Source organism: Shewanella carassii (genome assembly GCF_002777975.1).
In the GTDB taxonomy this organism is placed as follows: domain Bacteria; phylum Pseudomonadota; class Gammaproteobacteria; order Enterobacterales; family Shewanellaceae; genus Shewanella; species Shewanella carassii.
In genome coordinates this window covers 85,305-103,066 of record NZ_NGVS01000031.1, presented here as the reverse complement: position 1 = coordinate 103,066, position 17,762 = coordinate 85,305, and the positions used below count along the sequence as shown (strand labels likewise).

General features: G+C 52.9%; 15 protein-coding genes. 7 read left to right on the top strand and 8 right to left on the bottom strand.

Going from position 1 to position 17,762, the window contains the following annotated elements:
* Positions 1–798: 798 nt before the first annotated feature.
* Together groL and CBE72_RS15230 are read right to left on the bottom strand one after the other, a co-directional pair.
* Positions 799–2,439: a chaperonin GroEL gene (gene groL, locus CBE72_RS15235; protein ID WP_100144699.1), complete on the bottom strand. Its 1,641-nt coding sequence runs from the start codon at positions 2,437–2,439 to the stop codon at positions 799–801.
* Between the two features lie 58 nt (positions 2,440–2,497).
* A complete protein-coding gene (locus CBE72_RS15230; RefSeq protein ID WP_025010152.1) occupies positions 2,498–2,788 on the bottom strand; it encodes a co-chaperone GroES in 291 nt (96 codons plus the stop codon).
* 249 nt (positions 2,789–3,037) lie between these two features.
* Between CBE72_RS15230 and CBE72_RS15225 the strand changes: the two genes are divergently transcribed.
* Positions 3,038–4,402, top strand: coding sequence for an MATE family efflux transporter (locus CBE72_RS15225; protein ID WP_100144697.1), 1,365 nt, complete (start codon positions 3,038–3,040; stop codon positions 4,400–4,402).
* A 220-nt stretch (positions 4,403–4,622) separates the two neighbouring features.
* Here CBE72_RS15225 and CBE72_RS15220 read toward each other — a convergent pair whose 3' ends face one another.
* Complete coding sequence (locus tag CBE72_RS15220; protein ID WP_100144695.1) at positions 4,623–5,252, bottom strand: FxsA family protein; 630 nt, start codon at positions 5,250–5,252, stop codon at positions 4,623–4,625.
* Positions 5,253–5,452: 200 nt separating this feature from the next.
* Between CBE72_RS15220 and cutA the strand changes: the two genes are divergently transcribed.
* The 6 genes from cutA (at position 5,453) to CBE72_RS15190 (ending at position 12,181) form a co-directional block, all read left to right on the top strand.
* Entirely contained in the window at positions 5,453–5,785 is a 333-nt protein-coding gene (gene cutA, locus CBE72_RS15215) for a divalent-cation tolerance protein CutA (protein WP_100144693.1), read from the top strand.
* The gene (locus CBE72_RS15210) at positions 5,782–7,593 is read left to right on the top strand and encodes a protein-disulfide reductase DsbD (RefSeq protein ID WP_100144691.1); all 1,812 of its coding nucleotides are present in this window, start codon (positions 5,782–5,784) and stop codon (positions 7,591–7,593) included. The genes cutA and CBE72_RS15210 overlap by 4 nt, the downstream gene beginning before the upstream one ends.
* Before the next feature lie 127 nt (positions 7,594–7,720).
* On the top strand, positions 7,721–9,340 hold the full coding sequence (locus tag CBE72_RS15205; protein ID WP_100144689.1) for a cation:proton antiporter family protein: 1,620 nt from the start codon (positions 7,721–7,723) through the stop codon (positions 9,338–9,340).
* A 230-nt stretch (positions 9,341–9,570) separates the two neighbouring features.
* Positions 9,571–10,722 (top strand): galactokinase, encoded by a 1,152-nt coding sequence (galK, locus tag CBE72_RS15200; protein ID WP_039033510.1) that lies wholly within the window; start codon positions 9,571–9,573, stop codon positions 10,720–10,722.
* A gap of 32 nt (positions 10,723–10,754) precedes the next feature.
* Positions 10,755–11,786: an aldose epimerase family protein gene (locus CBE72_RS15195; protein ID WP_100144687.1), complete on the top strand. Its 1,032-nt coding sequence runs from the start codon at positions 10,755–10,757 to the stop codon at positions 11,784–11,786.
* Positions 11,783–12,181, top strand: coding sequence for a DUF2391 family protein (locus tag CBE72_RS15190; protein WP_100144685.1), 399 nt, complete (start codon positions 11,783–11,785; stop codon positions 12,179–12,181). The genes CBE72_RS15195 and CBE72_RS15190 overlap by 4 nt, the downstream gene beginning before the upstream one ends.
* An 891-nt stretch (positions 12,182–13,072) precedes the next feature.
* Here the strand turns inward: CBE72_RS15190 and CBE72_RS15180 are convergent.
* The 5 genes from CBE72_RS15180 to fdhD form a co-directional block, all read right to left on the bottom strand.
* A complete protein-coding gene (locus CBE72_RS15180) occupies positions 13,073–13,477 on the bottom strand; it encodes a hypothetical protein (protein ID WP_100144683.1) in 405 nt (134 codons plus the stop codon).
* A 365-nt stretch (positions 13,478–13,842) separates the two neighbouring features.
* On the bottom strand, positions 13,843–14,823 hold the full coding sequence (locus tag CBE72_RS15175) for an NAD(P)H-quinone oxidoreductase (RefSeq protein ID WP_100144681.1): 981 nt from the start codon (positions 14,821–14,823) through the stop codon (positions 13,843–13,845).
* Between the two features lie 243 nt (positions 14,824–15,066).
* Positions 15,067–15,300: a sulfurtransferase-like selenium metabolism protein YedF gene (gene yedF / locus CBE72_RS15170; protein ID WP_025010175.1), complete on the bottom strand. Its 234-nt coding sequence runs from the start codon at positions 15,298–15,300 to the stop codon at positions 15,067–15,069.
* Positions 15,300–16,514, bottom strand: coding sequence for a selenium metabolism membrane protein YedE/FdhT (yedE, locus tag CBE72_RS15165; protein ID WP_100144679.1), 1,215 nt, complete (start codon positions 16,512–16,514; stop codon positions 15,300–15,302). Before yedE ends, yedF begins: the two co-directional genes overlap by 1 nt.
* A gap of 298 nt (positions 16,515–16,812) precedes the next feature.
* A complete protein-coding gene (gene fdhD / locus CBE72_RS15160) occupies positions 16,813–17,649 on the bottom strand; it encodes a formate dehydrogenase accessory sulfurtransferase FdhD (RefSeq protein ID WP_100144677.1) in 837 nt (278 codons plus the stop codon).
* Between the last annotated feature and the right edge of the window lie 113 nt (positions 17,650–17,762).

The following is a 17,762-nucleotide window of genomic DNA, read 5'->3' as shown; positions in this document are numbered from 1 at the left end:
TGATACATTGTTGCAGCGCACAATCATAAACTGGCCTAAAGTTGCTTTCAGTCTAACCTTTCTCCACGTTTAACGCCATAACATTGATGAGATTTCCGATACACTGGGGACAATAGGGATACAGGATGAAAAGATGTGATCTAGAAGGAACAATCATCAAGGCAATCAGGCAGCATAAGTGGGGAAAGTCGATGACATTTGCTGAAAGATGTCTCATATTTCTCTAACTAGCACAACAAGTACATGGTACACCAAGTGAACCAATGGAAAAAATCAGGACACCCACAACACTTTTGCTGTGTGGAGCCTACAGGGACCTATCTATAGTAAAAGAGTCAGGACAGCCAAAACACTTCACCCGCAGATTGCACCAAATCACCCGGCATATGCGCATCAGTGACCGTCGCCAACATGGATGTTGGCGCCGAGCTTACAGGGATGTATTCACAGCGTGTCACTGAGGTGCATATGCATAAGGCCTGCGGCTGGCAATGAGTTGCACAATCAGCCGGAAGCCATTCCACCCCCAAACTACTCCCCCGCCCTCGGCAGAAACCGCTGAAATGGAAAAGGCCCGTGTTCGATGCGCGGGCCTTTTCCTTTCTCGGAATAAACAAAAGCCCCGATACGGTTAAGTATCGGGGCTTTTATTCTTTTGGTTCAGGCTGTTAGGCTTAAGACCAGCAGAGTATTTTACGTGGGATAAATCTTGTTAGAGCAAGGCGCTTTACCGCGACGTTTAGTGAACTAAACGAGTGGTGAAGCAACACAGCTATCACAGATTTAGGCCCGTAAAATTTACATCATGCCGCCCATTCCGCCCATACCACCCATACCGCCCATATCAGGCGCAGCCTCTTCCTTTGGCAGCTCGGCTACCATGGCTTCGGTGGTGATCATCAAACCGGCTACAGAGGCCGCGAACTGCAGCGCAGAACGAGTAACTTTGGTTGGATCCAGGATACCCATTTCCAGCATGTCGCCGTAAGTGTCGTTACCGGCGTTGTAACCATAGTTACCGCTGCCGTTCTTAACGTTGTTGGCGACAACAGAGGCTTCTTCACCTGCGTTGGTAGCGATCTGGCGCAGTGGGGCTTCCATGGCGCGCAGGGCGATAACCACACCGTGCTTCTGATCTTCGTTGCTCACGTCCAGCTCACCAATCTTGGAGGCAACGCGAACCAGGGCAACACCGCCCCCAGGAACCACACCTTCTTCAACGGCGGCGCGGGTAGCGTGCAGCGCATCTTCAACGCGGGCTTTCTTCTCTTTCATTTCCACTTCGGTAGCGGCACCGACTTTGATTACCGCAACACCGCCGGCCAGCTTGGCCATACGCTCTTGCAGTTTCTCTTTGTCGTAGTCGGAAGTCGATTCTTCAACCTGCTGCTTGATCTGGGCAACACGGGCTTGAATTTGCGACTCTTCACCGCTGCCATCGATGATGGTGGTGTTGTCTTTGGTGATAACCACGCGCTTGGCGGTACCCAGATCTTCCAGAGTGGCTTTTTCCAGCTCCAGGCCAATCTCTTCGGCGATAACAGTACCACCGGTCAGGATAGCGATATCCTGCAGCATGGCCTTGCGACGATCACCGAAACCAGGCGCCTTAACGGCAGCCACTTTAACGATACCGCGCATGTTGTTGACAACCAGAGTCGCCAGGGCTTCGCCTTCAACGTCTTCGGCAACGATCAGCAGAGGCTTGCCTGTCTTGGCCAGGCCTTCGAGGATAGGCAGCAGCTCACGGATGTTGGAGATCTTCTTGTCAACCAGCAGGATGAATGGGTTGTCCAGTTCAACAGAGCCGGTTTCAGCCTTGTTGATGAAGTAAGGAGACAGGTAACCGCGGTCGAACTGCATACCTTCAACTACGTCCAGTTCGTTTTCCAGCGCCTGACCTTCTTCAACTGTGATCACGCCTTCTTTGCCCACTTTTTCCATCGCGGTGGCGATGATCTGACCAATAGACTCGTCAGAGTTGGCAGAGATGGTACCTACCTGAGCGATAGACTTGGAGTCGGAGCAGTCCTGAGACAGGGCTTTCAGCTCGGCAACAGCGGCGATTACAGCCTTGTCGATACCGCGCTTCAGATCCATTGGGTTCATACCGGCGGCAACGGCTTTCAGACCTTCGGTCACGATAGCCTGGGCCAGTACTGTGGCGGTAGTGGTACCGTCACCGGCAGCGTCGTTGGCCTTGGAAGCAACTTCCTTAACCATTTGCGCGCCCATGTTTTCAAACTTGTCTTCCAGTTCAATCTCTTTGGCAACGGAAACACCGTCTTTGGTGATCAGTGGTGCGCCGAAGCTCTTGTCCAGAACGACGTTACGGCCTTTAGGGCCCAGAGTGACTTTAACTGCGTTAGCCAGAACATTCACGCCCGCCAGCATTTTTACGCGAGCGTCATTGCCAAATTTTACTTCTTTAGCTGCCATGTTGATTATCCTTAAATTTTTCGATTACTTTGGAAGGTCTTTAATGGTTGTGAGTGGTTTATTCCACTACGGCCATCAGGTCAGCTTCTGACAGGATCAGGACTTCTTCACCGTCAATCTTCTCTTTCTTGACACCGTAACCTTCGTTGAAGATCACTACGTCACCTACCTTCACGTCCAATGGCTTAATGTCACCGTTTTCGAGGATGCGGCCATTGCCAACAGCCAGTACTTCACCACGGGTAGACTTTTCGGCTGCGCTGCCGGTCAGTACGATGCCACCGGCCGAAGTGCTTTCAACTTCCAGGCGTTTGACGATCACGCGGTCATGTAATGGACGAATATTCATCTATGGATTCTCCTAATGATTTTTGCCCAATATGAGGCGGTTCATGGTTGATGTAAAAGGCGGCCATGCCAACGGGCTTTAGCCGCATGATGTTGGCTTATATGGGGTCGGTTTCCACACTTCCAAGGGGGCAGGTCAAAATTTTTTGAAAATATTTGACCCTCGTTTTTTAATGCCGGGGCAATCCTGTTAGAATCGCGCTTCCGCACGATTTTTCGTCATCCATTTCACGAGAGGCAGATACGGGCCATGAAAGACAGACACGGGCTGCTCAGTCAGCCGATAGGTCGTGTACTGCTTAATATGAGTGTTCCCAACATGTTAGGAATACTCACCGTGCTGGGCTTCAACCTGGTAGACACCTATTTCATCAGCAAGCTGGGCACAGAGGCGCTGGCGGCGATCAGCTTTACCTTCCCAGTGACCCTGGTGGTATCCAGTATTGCCATCGGCATAGGTGCCGGGGTGTCCACCAATCTGGGGCGCCTCATCGGGGGCGGCCACGCTCCCAAGGCCAAGGTGTTTCTGCACGATGCCCTGCTGCTGACTTTTATGCTGACCGCCGGGCTATCCTTGCTGGGCAGTTTATGTATCGACCCGCTGTTTTCCCTGCTCGGCGCCAAAGACGACATACTGCCCTTGGTGCATGACTATATGAACCTCTGGTATCTGGGGGCACCGCTGTTGGTGCTATTGATGGTGGGCAATCAGGGCTTGAGAGCCACCGGCGACACCCGCTCACCGGCGGCAATTTTGTCACTGGCGGCGCTGATTAACCTGATCCTCGACCCGCTGCTGATCTTTGGGATCGGCCCCTTTCCGAGGCTGGAGATCCAAGGGGCGGCAGCCGCCACCCTACTTTCCTGGTTGGTGGCGCTGTCGCTGTCCAGCTATCTGTTGGTGGTCAAACGCCATATGTTGGTGGCCGCGGGTTGGTGTTTCAGCCGTTTTGCCGATAACTGGAAACAGCTGGCTCATATCGCCCAACCGGCGGCGTTGATGAATCTGATCAACCCTCTGGCCAACGCTGTGATGATGGCGATGCTGGCCAGGATAGATCACGCCGCCGTAGCCGCCTTCGGTGCCGGTACCCGACTGGAGTCTCTGCTGTTGATTGTGGTGATGGGGCTGTCTTCAAGCCTAGTGCCCTTTATCGCCCAGAATCTGGGCGCCGGGCAGAAGGAGCGCGCCCGAGAGGCACTGCTGCGGTCGCTGAAGTTTGTGCTCCTGTTCCAGACCCTGCTGTATATTCCGCTGGCGCTGCTGGCGCCGCAGATTGCCGCCCTGTTCAGTACCGACCCCCAGGTACTGGAATGGCTCAGCTTCTATATTCTGGTGTTGCCCGCCGCTTACGGCCCGCTGGGCGTGGTGATCATAGTGGCCACCTCGCTCAACGCCTACCACAGACCCATGGCCTCGCTGGTACTGAATCTGTGCCGCCTGTTCCTGCTGATGCTGCCACTGGCGGCGCTGGGCGCCTTCCTCGGTGGGGTAAAAGGCCTGATGCTGGCACTGCCGCTGACCAACATACTGATGGGCATAGCCAGCTATTATCTGGCCAGCAATATCAGTGAGCCGCATAAGCTGCACTCCCCCTGCTCCAACGAGGGATAAGCGCTTGGCGACGCTAGAGTGCTGAGAGTATGCACGGCTGTGGTTGCCGCTACAGCATCCTTAAACTGACGCAGCGGTCACTGCTACGACGCCTCATCAAAGTACCGCGATAGCAAATGACACTAGTGATAAATGTTTTCCAGTCAGAGCTGCAAGTTATGAGGTGAGAATGAAAAAAGACCTTACGAGCGGAAGGTCTTTTTATCAGTGTTTGTGCTGCTCATCGGCTACCGGGCCGCTCATCGTCTTGGTTTTTCGTATCCTGCGACTGAGGGCCGTTTTCACCTCGCTGAGGACTGTTTTCACCTCGCTGAGGGCTCTCTTCTTCCAGCTGATGGCTCTCTTCTTCCAGCTGATGGCTCTCGGGACGCTTATCGGAAGGGTCGGCCTTGCGCTCAAACTCGCCCTCGAACACATCCCCACCCTGACCTCTTTGATGTGGCGGTTCAAAGGGGTTGGCACCGGTTCTGAACTGGGCGCCGGTAACCACCTTGAGTTGCATCCGCTGATAGAAATAACGTGCCAGCGGTGCCCGGGTGATAGGGGTCAGCAGAATAAGGCCGATAAGGTCGGTCACAAACCCCGGAATAAGCAACAGAATACCGGCCATGGCCAGCATCATGCCCTCGACTATCTCTTGCCCCGGCGCTTCACCGATGGCCAACTTTTTCTGTACCGACATCAGGGTACTCAAGCCCTGGCTGCGAACCAGAGAAACACCGACCACCGCGGTGAGGATCACCAATGCCACTGTGTTCCAGCTGCCTAGGACTTCGCCGACCCGGATAAGTACCGAGAGTTCGACGACAGGGATCAGCACAAAGATGATCAACATTATCAGAAATGGCATGTAGGCCTCATTTTTTGCAGTAGTTGAAAACTAAATGGGGATAACCCGGTCTGATTTCAAGTCCGCAGCCGGTTTCAGGTTTGACGCTTAAGCTCACTGTTTCAGCAAAGCCTTAATGCAAGCTTGCGGCAAAACACGTAAAGTAGACGCTCGATTTTAATCCCCTTGGCTTAAGTCAGGTTTAATTTAACCCGCTCATTATGGACATAAAATCTCAACAAGTGCTGCTGGTTTTTTGCAGCTGCCCGGATACCGACAGTGCCAAAAGCCTGGCCGCAACCTTGGTGCGTGAGTCACTGGTGGCCTGTGCTCAGGTGAGCCAGACTGTGGATTCCTTTTATGTCTGGCAGGGCGAGCTTTGCCAAGAGGCCGAAGTCAGCCTGCAGATCAAGTGTCTGGCCAGCGCTTACCCTAAGCTGGAGCAGAGAATACTCGAACTGCATCCCTACGAAGTACCTGAAATTATTGCTGTGCCCATCAGTCATGGGCTACCCGCCTATCTGGATTGGATAAAAGACAACACTAAACTATGAAAAAAGTACTTACCCTGCTGCTAGGCAGCCTGTTGCTCCTCAGCCCGCTGGTTCAGGCCGATGGGCTCTTTGGCAACAAGCAATTCGATTTTCTCCAGAGTGAACCCGAGCTGATGCCTGTGGATCAGGCCTTCGCCTTCGACTTCAGTCAGCAAGACAATAAGGTCAAGCTCAGTTGGGTAATAGCCGACGGCTATTACATGTACCGTGACAAACTCAAGTTCAGCATAGATGGCGGTGAACTGGGTGAGATAGCCCTGCCTCAGGGCAAAAGCCACATGGATGACTATTTCGGTGAGCAGCAGGTGTACTACTCCTATATCGAAATTCCAGTTGCCATCAAGGAAGCGGCGGCAGGAGCCAAGCTATCTGTCACCTTTATGGGCTGCGCCGAGGGCAAACTCTGTTTTCCGCCCACCACTCGTGACGCTGAGCTTAAACCCGTGGCGGCCAATGATGGCATCCTAAACGATGCCGATAAGAGTGCGACAGAGGCGAGTGCAACCACGCCCAAGAGTCAGCCACTGACCCAACAGGACAACCTGCTGGATAAACTGCTCGCCGGCGACAGCACCCTGCTCAACTATCTGACCTTCTTCGTGTTGGGAATAGGACTGGCGCTGACACCTTGTGTGTTCCCCATGTACCCCATACTGTCGGGGATCATTGTCGGCCAGGGGCAGAAAGTCTCCACCGGTAAGGCCTTTACCCTGTCGATGGCTTATGTGCAGGGGATGGCAATCACCTATTCGCTGCTGGGACTGGTGGTGGCTTCGGCCGGGCTCAAGTACCAAGCGGCACTGCAACACCCGGCGGTACTGATCACCATAGCCGTACTGTTTGTGGTACTCAGTCTGTCTATGTTTGGTCTCTATGAGCTGCGCCTGCCCGCCAGTTGGCAGCAGAAGATGAACAGTCTCTCCAGCAAGCAAAAGGGCGGCAATCTACTGGGCGTATTTGTCATGGGGGTGCTTTCGGGCCTGGTGGCATCGCCCTGCACCACGGCGCCCTTGTCGGCGGTACTCGTGTACGTGGCGCAAACCGGCGATCTGCTACAGGGCTTTTTGACCCTCTATATTCTCAGCATGGGCATGGGTCTGCCGCTGCTGCTGATAGGAACCTCTGGCGGTAAACTGCTGCCGCGGGCAGGAGCCTGGATGAACATCATCAAGCATGTGTTCGGTTTCCTGCTGGTGGCCGTATCCATCATAATGCTGGGTCGTATCTGGCCAGGATTGGTGTCGGATCTCATGTGGTCAGTGTGGGCCATCGTCTTTGTCGGCTATCTGATACACCAGAACAAGCTGAGCCAGTTCAACTGGAAACAGACGGTGCGCAGCGTGATCCTGACCCTGCTGCTGCTGTCGAGCTTCTCCTATGGCTTCCAGGCGGTTATGAGCGCCTTGGGTTACCACTTCATGGGGCAACAGCAAGCCGAGCATCATACCTTCAAGCGGATCAAATCACTTGAGGACTTCCAGGCCGAACTGGCGGCTGCCAAGGCCGCCGGTAAGCCGGTGATGTTGGATCTCTATGCCGATTGGTGTGTGGCCTGTAAGGAGTTTGAGCAGATCACCTTCAAGAATGCCGAGGTTAAACAGCGGATGGAGCAGATGGTGCTACTGCAGGCCGATGTGACCGCCATGGATGAAGCCGATGTTGCCCTGTTGGAAGGATACGATGTGCTGGGGCTGCCGACTCTGTTGTTTATCGATGAACAGGGCCAGCTGAAAAATGAGCTGAGAGTGACAGGTTTCATGGCTCCGAAAGAGTTTGCCGCTCACCTGGACATTCTGCTCAAAAATTAACACTTTTTGCGCCAACATTTCTGAAAAAGCGAATTTATCAGCAGATAAGTTCGCTTTTTTATTTAAATTTAATGCTCTTCTTATAGAATACTCTTTAAACAGCCAGCCTCCTTCCTGAAAGAGCAAAATGGAACCTGCAATTCTCGTTATTACCCTGGCCTGCGGTATGCTGGTCAACCGCATCAATTTACCACCGCTTATCGGCTATCTGGCCGCAGGCTTTGTGCTCTATACCATGGGCATAGAAAATGAAAGCCTGCCGCTACTCAATGAACTGGCCAGCCTGGGGGTGACCCTGCTGCTGTTTGCCATCGGCCTCAAGTTGGATATCCGCAGCCTGTTCAAGGCCGAAGTCTGGGCTGGCTCCAGCCTACACCTGATGCTGTCTATGGTGATCTTTGTCCCCATACTCAAGCTGCTGGGGCTGGTTGGCCTAGTGCAATTGACCAATCTCAGCGTTGAACAGTTGACCCTGCTGGCCTTTGCCCTGAGCTTTTCCAGTACAGTGTTTGCGGTCAAGGTGCTGGAAGACAAGGGCGATATGCAATCTCTCTACGGCCGAGTCGCCATAGGTATTCTGATCATGCAGGATATCTTTGCGGTATTGTTCCTGACCATTTCCAAGGGCGAGTTCCCGTCGATATGGGCCTTGGCGCTGTTGTTATTGCCGCTGGCCAAGCCGCTGATATACAGGGCCTTTGACAAGGTTGGCCATGGCGAACTCCTGGTACTCTTCGGTCTGGTGATGGCTCTGGTGGTCGGCGCCTGGCTGTTTGAGTCTGTGGGGCTGAAACCAGATCTCGGCGCGCTGATCGTCGGCATACTGCTGGCCGGGCACAAGAAGGCATCCGAGTTGGCCAAGTCGCTGTTCTACTTTAAAGAACTGTTTTTGGTGGCCTTCTTCCTCACCATAGGTCTCAACGGCCTGCCCAGTATGAGCGATATCATGCTGGCGGTACTGCTGGTGACTCTGATCCCGCTGAAAATTCTGCTATTTGTCTATATTCTTACCCGCTTCAAACTGCGCTCACGCACCTCTATGCTGGGCTCATTCAACCTGGGCAACTTCAGTGAGTTCGGTCTGATTGTGGCTGCCGTGGCTACCAGCAAGGGCTGGCTCCCCGCCCAATGGCTGGTGATCATTGCCGTAGCCCTGAGCCTGAGCTTCGTGCTGGCGGCGCCACTCAACGCCATGGTGGGCAACATCTACCAGAAGTATCAGCAGAAGCTGGTCAAGCTCGAGAAACACCCGCTGCATCCGGAAGACAGGCAGATCCCCGTGGGCAATCCGCGCTTCCTTATTCTGGGGATGGGGCGCATTGGCTCCGGCGCCTACGATGAGCTCAAGGCTAGGTTTGATGGCGAGATCCTCGGCATAGAACACAAACAGGAGTTGGTGGATTTCCACCGCGAACAAGGACGCAACGTGGTACAGGGCGATGCCTCGGATACCGACTTCTGGGAAAAGCTCGATCGAGCCCCCGGACTGGAAATGGTGTTGCTGGCCATGCCATATCACATAGGGAACATGTTTGCCGTTGAGCAACTGAAGAAGTTGAACTACAGCGGTAAGATCAGCGCCATAGTGCAGTACAGTGATGATGGCGTGGCGCTGCGCGAATCCGGCGTCCACAGCGTTTATAACCTCTATGAGGCCGCCGGTGCCGGTTTTGTTGAGCATGTCGTCAGCGAACTATTGGCGGCAGAAACCGTCAACGAGCCCCCCGCCAAGGAGGCGGTATCCTGAGATTGTCAATGAGTCGCCTCGAAGGCGGCTCTTTCCTTGCAAGCCTCACTCGCTCCGTTCAGGATGAGTGAGGCTTTTTATTTAGAGCCTGCGGATATCACCTCAATCGGCCCCGGGTCACAACCGGAATAAAAATCTCACTTACACCTCAGAGACAGAAATGATATAACAACAGAAAAGCAGTCATTTATGTTGCTGTTCGAGCGTTTTTTTGCGGAATCCATAAGAGCATGTCGAATCCTGCCCCCAGCGTTACCAAACTCTTTGTCAAAACCTTCGGCACCAAGCCCGATGCTTTATATCAGGCCCCCGGTCGGGTCAACCTTATCGGAGAACACACAGACTATAACGAAGGTCTGGTGCTACCGGCGGCAATCAACTTTCACACAGTCATCGCGGTCAAGCGCCGTGACGACGACAAGTTCCGCGCCGTATCAGGTGCCTTTCCCGGCATTTTTGAATGGCACTATGGCAATGAAGGCAGCATGAACGAGGATGAGGGCTGGGTCAGCTACCTCAAGGGCTTTACCTCGGCCATGGCCCAGAGCGGCCTACCTGCCCGCGGCTTGGATCTGGCGGTGATCGGCAATGTGCCGGCGAACGCCGGATTAGCCTCGTCGGCCTCGCTGGAAATCGCCTTTGGCACCGCCATCAATGACACCAGTCAACTGCATCTGTCACCGCTGGCGATTGCGCAATTGGCGCAGCGGGGTGAAAACCACTATGTCGGCCATAGCTGCGGCATCATGGATCAGATCACCTGTGCCATGGCCGAAGCCGGGTCGGCGCTGCTTATAGATTGCCTGGATCTGGACTGCGAAAGCGTGCCCTTCCCCGACGATCTCAGTCTGCTGATCATCAATTCCGGCCTACCCTCCATCGCTCACAACAAAAAGTTTGGCGAGCGCCGCTTGCATTGCGAGCAGGTGGCAGGACATTTCGGTTTGGATACCCTGCGCCACTTGTCGCTCAGGGCGCTGCAAAGCGCCGAGGATGAACTGGATCCGGTTGCCTTTCGCCGTGCCCGCCATGTGATCAGTGAAAATCAACGCACCCAGAGCGCCTGCCGCGCTCTGGAGCAGGGCGATATCGCCAGGCTCAGTAAACTGATGGCCGAATCACACCGCTCGATGCGCGATGACTTCGAAATCAGCCATCCAGCGATAGATACCCTGGTGGAATTGATAACCGACGTCGTCGGCGAACGCGGCGGAGTACGGATGACAGGCAAGGGCTTTGGCGGCTGCGTCATCGCCCTGGTGGAACATGAGTTGACCGACAAGGTGATTGCCGCCGTCGAGCAGCAATACCCGGCCAAAACCGAGCTGGAGGTCAGTGTTTACCTGTGCAGCCCCAGCGACGGAGCCTGCCGCCTGGACTGAGTTGTAGCCCTAAAGCCAAAAGGAACTAGCAGATGATACGTTTCAGCGCACTCGACAGTTGGGAAGATCCCCGCGGCGGCCAAATAGAAAGGGTCAGAATCGACAATGGCATTCTGGCACTGGAAGTGCTCAGTCTCGGTGGCATTATTCGCTCACTGTGGGCGCCGGATCGCCATGGTGAGCGAGCCAATATCGTGCTTGGCTGTGACTCTGCAGCCGATTATCTGGATCAGGACGCCTGTTTGGGCGCGGCTGTCGGGCGTTACGCCAATCGTATCAAGCAAGGGCAAATCCACGGCCAGGGCAAGACTTTTTCCTTGGATAAAAACTTCAACGGCCACTGCCTGCACGGCGGCCACGAAGGCTTTCATCGGCGCCAGTGGCAACTGGGTACATTGCCTGACGGGGTACGCCTTAGCCTGATCAGCCCGGACGGCGATATGGGTTTTCCCGGTGAATGCCGGGTGCAGCTGGACTATCGTCTGGCGGGCAACAACCTGTTTGTGGAGTTTATGGCTTCAAGTAGCCAAGACTGCCCGGTGAGCCTGACCCAGCACAGCTATTTCAACCTCGATGGCCGAGCGGATATCGCTGAGCATCATCTGCAACTCGATAGTAACAAAGCCCTGGCAACCGATTCCGAAGGCATTCCCAGCGGCATAGTCGATACCCAAGGCAGCCTTTTGGATCTCAGTCAGGGCAAGACACTCAAGACGCTGCTGGGACAGCCGGAACTGGCCGCTGGCCAAGGGCTGGATCACTGCTTTATCAGCCGGCAACAGAAAGATGAGCTATGGCGTGTGGGCCGTTTGAGCGCGCCGCTATCGGGTCGCGGCCTGACGCTGTACACCAACCAACCCGGAGTTCAACTTTACACCGGCGCCGGACTCGAAGGGATCAAGGGGCGTAAGGGCCAGGCAATGAAGGCCTGGCAGGGAGTCTGTCTCGAGCCACAAATGCTGCCGAACGGCGCCAATCAGCCACTGCTGCACGGCGATCCCTGGATAACACCCGGACAAATTTATCATCATTTAAGCCGCTACGAGTTCGATACCCAGGGATGAGCAAACTCTATTTCAACGCCGAGGATCTCGGCCAGATCAGCATAGGCGCCTTTGCCTTGTCCGTGCCCATCTCCTTTTCCGAGGAGGCCTGGATGCTGGCGGCCAATCTGCCGATGGTGAATCTGGTGCTGGTGGTGGTATTGAGCCTGAGCTTTATCGCCCTGTTTGCTTATCAGAGTGTGTTTCAGGCCAATATCAAGGCCAGGGTGTGGGTGTTTTGGCTGCGGATCCTGCTGGCTTATGCCCTGACCCTGCTGGTGGTGAGTGTCGTCTTGCTGGCCCTGGATAAATGGCCATTATTGAGCGATCCCTTACTGGCGCTGAAGCGCACCCTGCTGATCGCCATGCCGGCCTCTATGGGCGCCATCATAGTCGATAGCTTCGATAAAGAATAATCGACTGTCACCGGATATTGATTGTCGTATTTCATTGACATCAAATTTAATTTAAAACTTCATTATCAATAAAGGCAGAACGGGTTGAATCTATATCATTCGCTCCATATTAGCTTGGATTATTTAGTGTAATTTCTACCAGTATTTGCTGTAATGAAAAATCTGATAATTATTCGTCTTTAACCCAGCTATTAAATTGTCATACCAAAGCTAAGATCCCATTCCAATACTGGAACCCAATACAAACCACTGGCGTTCAAGGCGATTAATGGCTCTGCGATTGACTTATGCACCAAATAATCCATCATCCCTGGAATTTGGAAAACACATCTCTTTTCAAGAGGTATTTTAGATAACTTATTAGAGTCCTGTCGGCAATTCCTTAGGTTCCCACTTCACCATCTTCTAAAATCCCAATGTATTTTCCATTATCAAAGCCATAAGCATCAATCTCATTTTCTACGACTAAAATTGAATATGAATGTACACTTTCATCATTGTGGGTATATAAAGCAGGGAACAGCTGTACCTAATAAAGATCAAAGTATTCCAGTACTTTACTTATTCTGTTTGACAATAATGGTTCGCTTAATGCTGTCATTGCTTCGCTCAGCGGAATAATCTCATTATTATCTGTCCCAGATTCAACCTGAACCTGGCATTTTTAGATAAGTCGGTTATCTAAAAATTAGACAATAACTTTTACTGCTGGAAAGATAAAGGGAAGGCAGCTTTCCAGAGCCACATATCAGTACATAATATTCTTAGTTAATATCTGCTGTCATTATTCTCCAGCTTATAAATCATCGTCTTAAAATTTCAGCGGTCGACTGTCCGGTCACCCGGCAACCGCTTCAGAGAACTGAAGACGGCCGGCCGGGCATAGGGATATCAGTCGTCGAAGCCGTCATCCCAATCGTCGTCGAAATTGTCACCCATGTTGTCACCTTCCACCTCAACTTCAGGTTCCGGCTTGGGCTTACGCGCCGGAGCGCTGTCTTTGACGTTACTCAGATTGATTCGGGCCTGTTGCTTTTGCATAAATTCGCTGCGAGCCGCTTTGAATGCACTACCGAACTCACGCTCGGCAGCCTTGGCTTCTGCCTCACCCAGATCATGCAGGTTGGGTTTAACGATATCTTCCACATATTCAATAATCGCCTTACGTTGAGTATTGAACAGGTAGATACGTCCAGGAGAAGCCTCGGGTAACTGATTGTCATGGACGACGATTGCATTGCCTCGTGCGGTTCTGAGTTCGCCATACCAAACTTGTTTCTTTGCAGTGTTATACATATATGCCAATACCCTTAAATCAACACATACACTAAAGTTTCTTTGGCCAAAGAAGCGCACTACTGCTCACTTTGCCATCTTGGTTTCCACCCCATACAGGCGGGATTTCAAGTGCGTATTCTTACAGAATCTTCCCGATAATCAATGCTACAAACCGTGATTTTTCCAACGAAATAACGATTAATTTATCGAGACTGCACAGTTCTCAATGTTCACAGAGGACTTTAGTCCAAATTTCCAGCAGGGCAAGTTGAATTTTAGGCGCAAACACCTTAAGGCCGCATGTTGCAGCCTTATCGTGACGGTAGAAAAAAGCAGCTGACGCCATCGTCAGCAGTGGCAGGGAGTAGCATGTCAGTAGCTACTTACTTCAGTGTCAGCACCACCTTGCCAGAATGGCTTCCCGACTCCAATAAATGATGTGCCGCAATGCACTCTTCTAGCGGAAACTGGGCAAAGAGATGGGGCTTCAACATGCCTTTATCCAGTAAGGGCCAGACCTTGGCCTTGAGTTCGGCAGCAATCGCCGCCTTGGCCGCGACACTTTGAGGCCTCAGGGTTGAACCGGTCCAAACAATACGCTTGGCTATCAAGCGGAAAAGGTCGACTTCGGCCTTGGCACCACGCTGCATGGCAATCGATACCATGCGGCCGTCGCAGGCAAGCAGCTTGAGGTTCTTGTTGACGAAGTCGCCACCGGCCATATCCAGCACCACCTCGACGCCCTTGCCTTGGGTCCAATCCATCACCGCTTCAACAAAGTCTTGTTGCCGATAATCGACCGCCAACTCGGCTCCCAGTTGCCGACACCAGGCACACTTTTCCGGACTGCTGGAAGTCACCAGCACTCTGGCACCAAACGCCTTGGCCAGTGCGATAGCGCTACTGCCAATGCCGCCGGAGCCGCCATGAATGAGCACTGTCTCGCCAAAGCGCAACCCGGCTCGCATAAATAGATTGCTCCATACGGTAAAGAAGGTCTCGGGAATGGCCGCGGCCTCTTCCAGGCTCCAGTCCTTGGGCACAGGCAAACAATGGCTCGCCCAGGTAAGTACATACTCACTGTAACCGCCACCAGGCACCAGGGCACAGACATCTTGCCCATTTTGCCATTGGTCGACCCCCTGCCCCAGCGCGACTATCTCACCGGCTACTTCCAATCCCAGCACCGGAGAAGCATCTGCCGGAGGCGGATAGTTGCCCTTACGCTGTGCTAGATCCGGACCATTGACCCCAGCCGCCGCCACCTTGATCAACACCTGACCCGGGCCGGGAGTGGGGATCTTGGCATCAGCCAAATAGAGCACTTCCGGTTGTCCGGGATTATCAAAAATAACCTGTTTCATTACCGCTCCTTGATGTAGGGAAGAGCCAAACCACAGCTTATATTTGCCTTTAATTCGGTACAGTGCAAATCTGGCATCGAATCATGGCGGCCATTGGCTCACCGCTTTTCGCTGTCGCAATAGTCATACCTCTCTGATGCCCTAATGACAAACTCTCACAGCAACCATCCGTGAAACTCGCATAAAAAAACGCTGCAAAAGCAGCGTCTTTAAACGATTGAACCAGCGGGAATTAATGTTAATTCAGCGCTGGATCAGATAACGGATCGTCGGGCCGTTCTGCTCTATCTCCAGCACCTTGTAGCCGTGGTTCTTGGCATCCAGTGGAATATTGTTGATCGACTGTGGGCAGTCGCTGATCACTTCCAGAATTTCGCCGGGCTTGAGCTGGGGCATGGCCTCCAGAGTGGCAACGGCGGGATATGGACAGGGTTCACCAACCATATCTAATTGATAATCAGGAGTATATTGGCTCATTACGCGGCCTCCGCAGTCAGTTGAGTATCCCGTTTGGCTTTACGGGCAAAGAATTGTTTTTCCCAGGCGAGCATGGCGACAAACGCCAGCCCCAACATCAGATAGGTGGCCAACAAGCCACCCTTGTCCCCCAAGCTGGCAAGCAGGTTGACCTTGTCCCAACTGGTGGCCAGTGGCTCGGCCAAGTCGTCCCAGTAGTAGGCCAGAATAGTGGAGCCGATAACGTTGCCCAGGCCTACCCACCAGAAGTGTACCTGCCCTTCCACGGCGCGGTACATCCAACCGGTTTCACAGCCACCGGCCAGCACTATGCCGAAACCAAACAGCAAGCCACCGATAACCGCATTGGGACCGGCCCACATGATCTTGGGTGAAACCCCTAATTGTACATAGCTGTAAATCCCGATGGCGCTGACCGCCATACCTATGATGATCGCCTTGGCCATATGGGTACGGCCGGTGATCCACATGTCGCGAAATGCCGAGGTAAAACAGATCTGTGCCCGCTCAATCAACAGCCCGAAACCGACCCCGAAGAGCATGGCAATACCTAGCTTGGGCGCATTGAACAGGGTCAGGAGTCCCCAACCGACTATGCCGATAAACACCAGCATGCCGATCCGAAAGCGTCGTCTGGCCTGGTTTTCGTCCTGCTTGACCGAACTGGCCTTGGTGACCTTCTTCAGCGCCACCGGGATGCGGAACATCGGCAGCAGGGTGAACCTGGCACCAAAGTAGGAGCCCGCTGCCGTGGCCAGCGCGAAGAACCAGGCATGCAGCGAGAACTGCGGGATCCCGGTAAAGAAGGCAGCCAGGTTACAACCCATGGCCAAGCGGGCACCGAAGCCGGCTATGATACCGCCAACCAGGGCCTGCATGATACGCACCCGGCTCTGCGGCATTCTGAGCTTGACGTTATTGGCCCATAGCGCCGCGGCAATACAGCCACCGAACATGCCGATAATCATCATGCCATCGATGCGATCCAGCGGCGTACCGGCCAGACCTATCACCTTGAAGTAACCCCAGGTTTCCGGCTCGGCACCGAGCATTTGCAGTAAATGGCCACCCCAGCGGGTGAACTCGCCGGTCACGGCCCAGAAGGTGCCGGTCAGACCAAAATAGTAAGTGGAGAGAATACCGGCGGCGATCACTGCCGGCATGGGGGCCCAGAAACGGACCAGATATTGTTGTTTAAATTGTTGCCATGTCATGTCATTACCCTAATGAACGAGACCTTGTCAAAACGGACACGGGCGTGTCCGTCAACCATTGCAAGTGCGAACAGGCAGCCCACAGCAACTGACCTGTCGCATCTTATGTATGCCTTTACGGCGATAAAACCGCTGAAATGCTGCAAACGACCGCCGGTCTGCCATCATCAAAGCACTAAAGACCGGCCGAAACTGAGTTCCGACCGGTCAGGAATAGTGTTTAGCAACGATGATGAGCAGACAGTAGACGCTGCGCCAAGGGGAGTGCGAGTCAGCGAAAGACCCTTTATTAACTTCCCTAAATGGCTTTAGCCAGACCCGCGCGGCTCAGTCCCGTCAGTCTGTGACCATGGGTGTAGAGCGTCGCACGACCGTTGCGGCAAAAGCCCACCAGCGTGATGTTGCTCTTCTCTGCCAGCTCCAACGCCAGTGAGGTCACGGCGGACATGGCAAAAAGAATCTGAATATTGGCACTGGCAGCCTTTTGTACCATCTCGAAACTGGCTCTACTGGTCAATAAAACCGCGATTGGCCGCTCGGCATGTTTCTGAGAAAAGGCACCGATTAACTTATCCAGTGCTATATGTCTTCCAATATCTTCATAGGCATCAATAATATGCCCATCATTATTTAAACCCATGGCAGCATGGGTGGCACCGGTTAATTTAAAATGCTGTTGATTGTCCTTAACAAAATTCAAGGCAACCTTTAAATTATTGATATTAAACTCGGCACCATCATCAACTCGAATAACAGGTTTAACCGCTTCTTCAAGTTGGGCAACACCGCAAAGCCCACAACCGGTTCTACCGGCCATATTGCGTCTTTGTTGCTTTAATTCCATAAAACATCTTTGGGTTATCTCAATCTGAACCAGCACACCTTCCTCGGTATATTCCAGTTCAACACCCTTGATTTCATTTATGTTTCTGACTATACGTTCCGACAAAGTAAAGCCGATGGCAAAGGCTTCTAGATCTTGTGGACTGGCCAACATTACCGTATGGGCAATGCCATTATAGACCAAGGCGATTCTTACTTCGTTCGCTAAGTAATCAGTTAATTCTGAAGTCTGCCCTTGCTCCATAAGGGTGACTTGTTTCTCGGTGACAACGTCATGCGAATAATAATACATAAGTACCCTCTGAACCTATCTAAATAATAAAAAAGTACAGTCTTTAAAATAAAACAAGAGCTATATCACAAACTCATAAAGTAAATAAAAACAGGGTTGATTCAACTGAATTC

Bases quoted from the DNA above. Each gene is read 5' to 3' on its own strand.
- galK (WP_039033510.1), top strand. From the start codon at position 9,571: ATGTCGAATCCTGCCCCCAGCGTTACCAAACTCTTTGTCAAAACCTTC.
- CBE72_RS15210 (WP_100144691.1), top strand. From the start codon at position 5,782: ATGAAAAAAGTACTTACCCTGCTGCTAGGCAGCCTGTTGCTCCTCAGC.
- CBE72_RS15195 (WP_100144687.1), top strand. From the start codon at position 10,755: ATGATACGTTTCAGCGCACTCGACAGTTGGGAAGATCCCCGCGGCGGC.
- CBE72_RS15205 (WP_100144689.1), top strand. From the start codon at position 7,721: ATGGAACCTGCAATTCTCGTTATTACCCTGGCCTGCGGTATGCTGGTC.
- groL (WP_100144699.1), bottom strand. From the start codon at position 2,439: ATGGCAGCTAAAGAAGTAAAATTTGGCAATGACGCTCGCGTAAAAATG.
- CBE72_RS15225 (WP_100144697.1), top strand. From the start codon at position 3,038: ATGAAAGACAGACACGGGCTGCTCAGTCAGCCGATAGGTCGTGTACTG.
- CBE72_RS15230 (WP_025010152.1), bottom strand. From the start codon at position 2,788: ATGAATATTCGTCCATTACATGACCGCGTGATCGTCAAACGCCTGGAA.
- CBE72_RS15175 (WP_100144681.1), bottom strand. From the start codon at position 14,823: ATGAAACAGGTTATTTTTGATAATCCCGGACAACCGGAAGTGCTCTAT.
- CBE72_RS15180 (WP_100144683.1), bottom strand. From the start codon at position 13,477: ATGTATAACACTGCAAAGAAACAAGTTTGGTATGGCGAACTCAGAACC.
- CBE72_RS15190 (WP_100144685.1), top strand. From the start codon at position 11,783: ATGAGCAAACTCTATTTCAACGCCGAGGATCTCGGCCAGATCAGCATA.
- CBE72_RS15220 (WP_100144695.1), bottom strand. From the start codon at position 5,252: ATGCCATTTCTGATAATGTTGATCATCTTTGTGCTGATCCCTGTCGTC.
- fdhD (WP_100144677.1), bottom strand. From the start codon at position 17,649: ATGTATTATTATTCGCATGACGTTGTCACCGAGAAACAAGTCACCCTT.
- yedE (WP_100144679.1), bottom strand. From the start codon at position 16,514: ATGACATGGCAACAATTTAAACAACAATATCTGGTCCGTTTCTGGGCC.
- cutA (WP_100144693.1), top strand. From the start codon at position 5,453: ATGGACATAAAATCTCAACAAGTGCTGCTGGTTTTTTGCAGCTGCCCG.
- yedF (WP_025010175.1), bottom strand. From the start codon at position 15,300: ATGAGCCAATATACTCCTGATTATCAATTAGATATGGTTGGTGAACCC.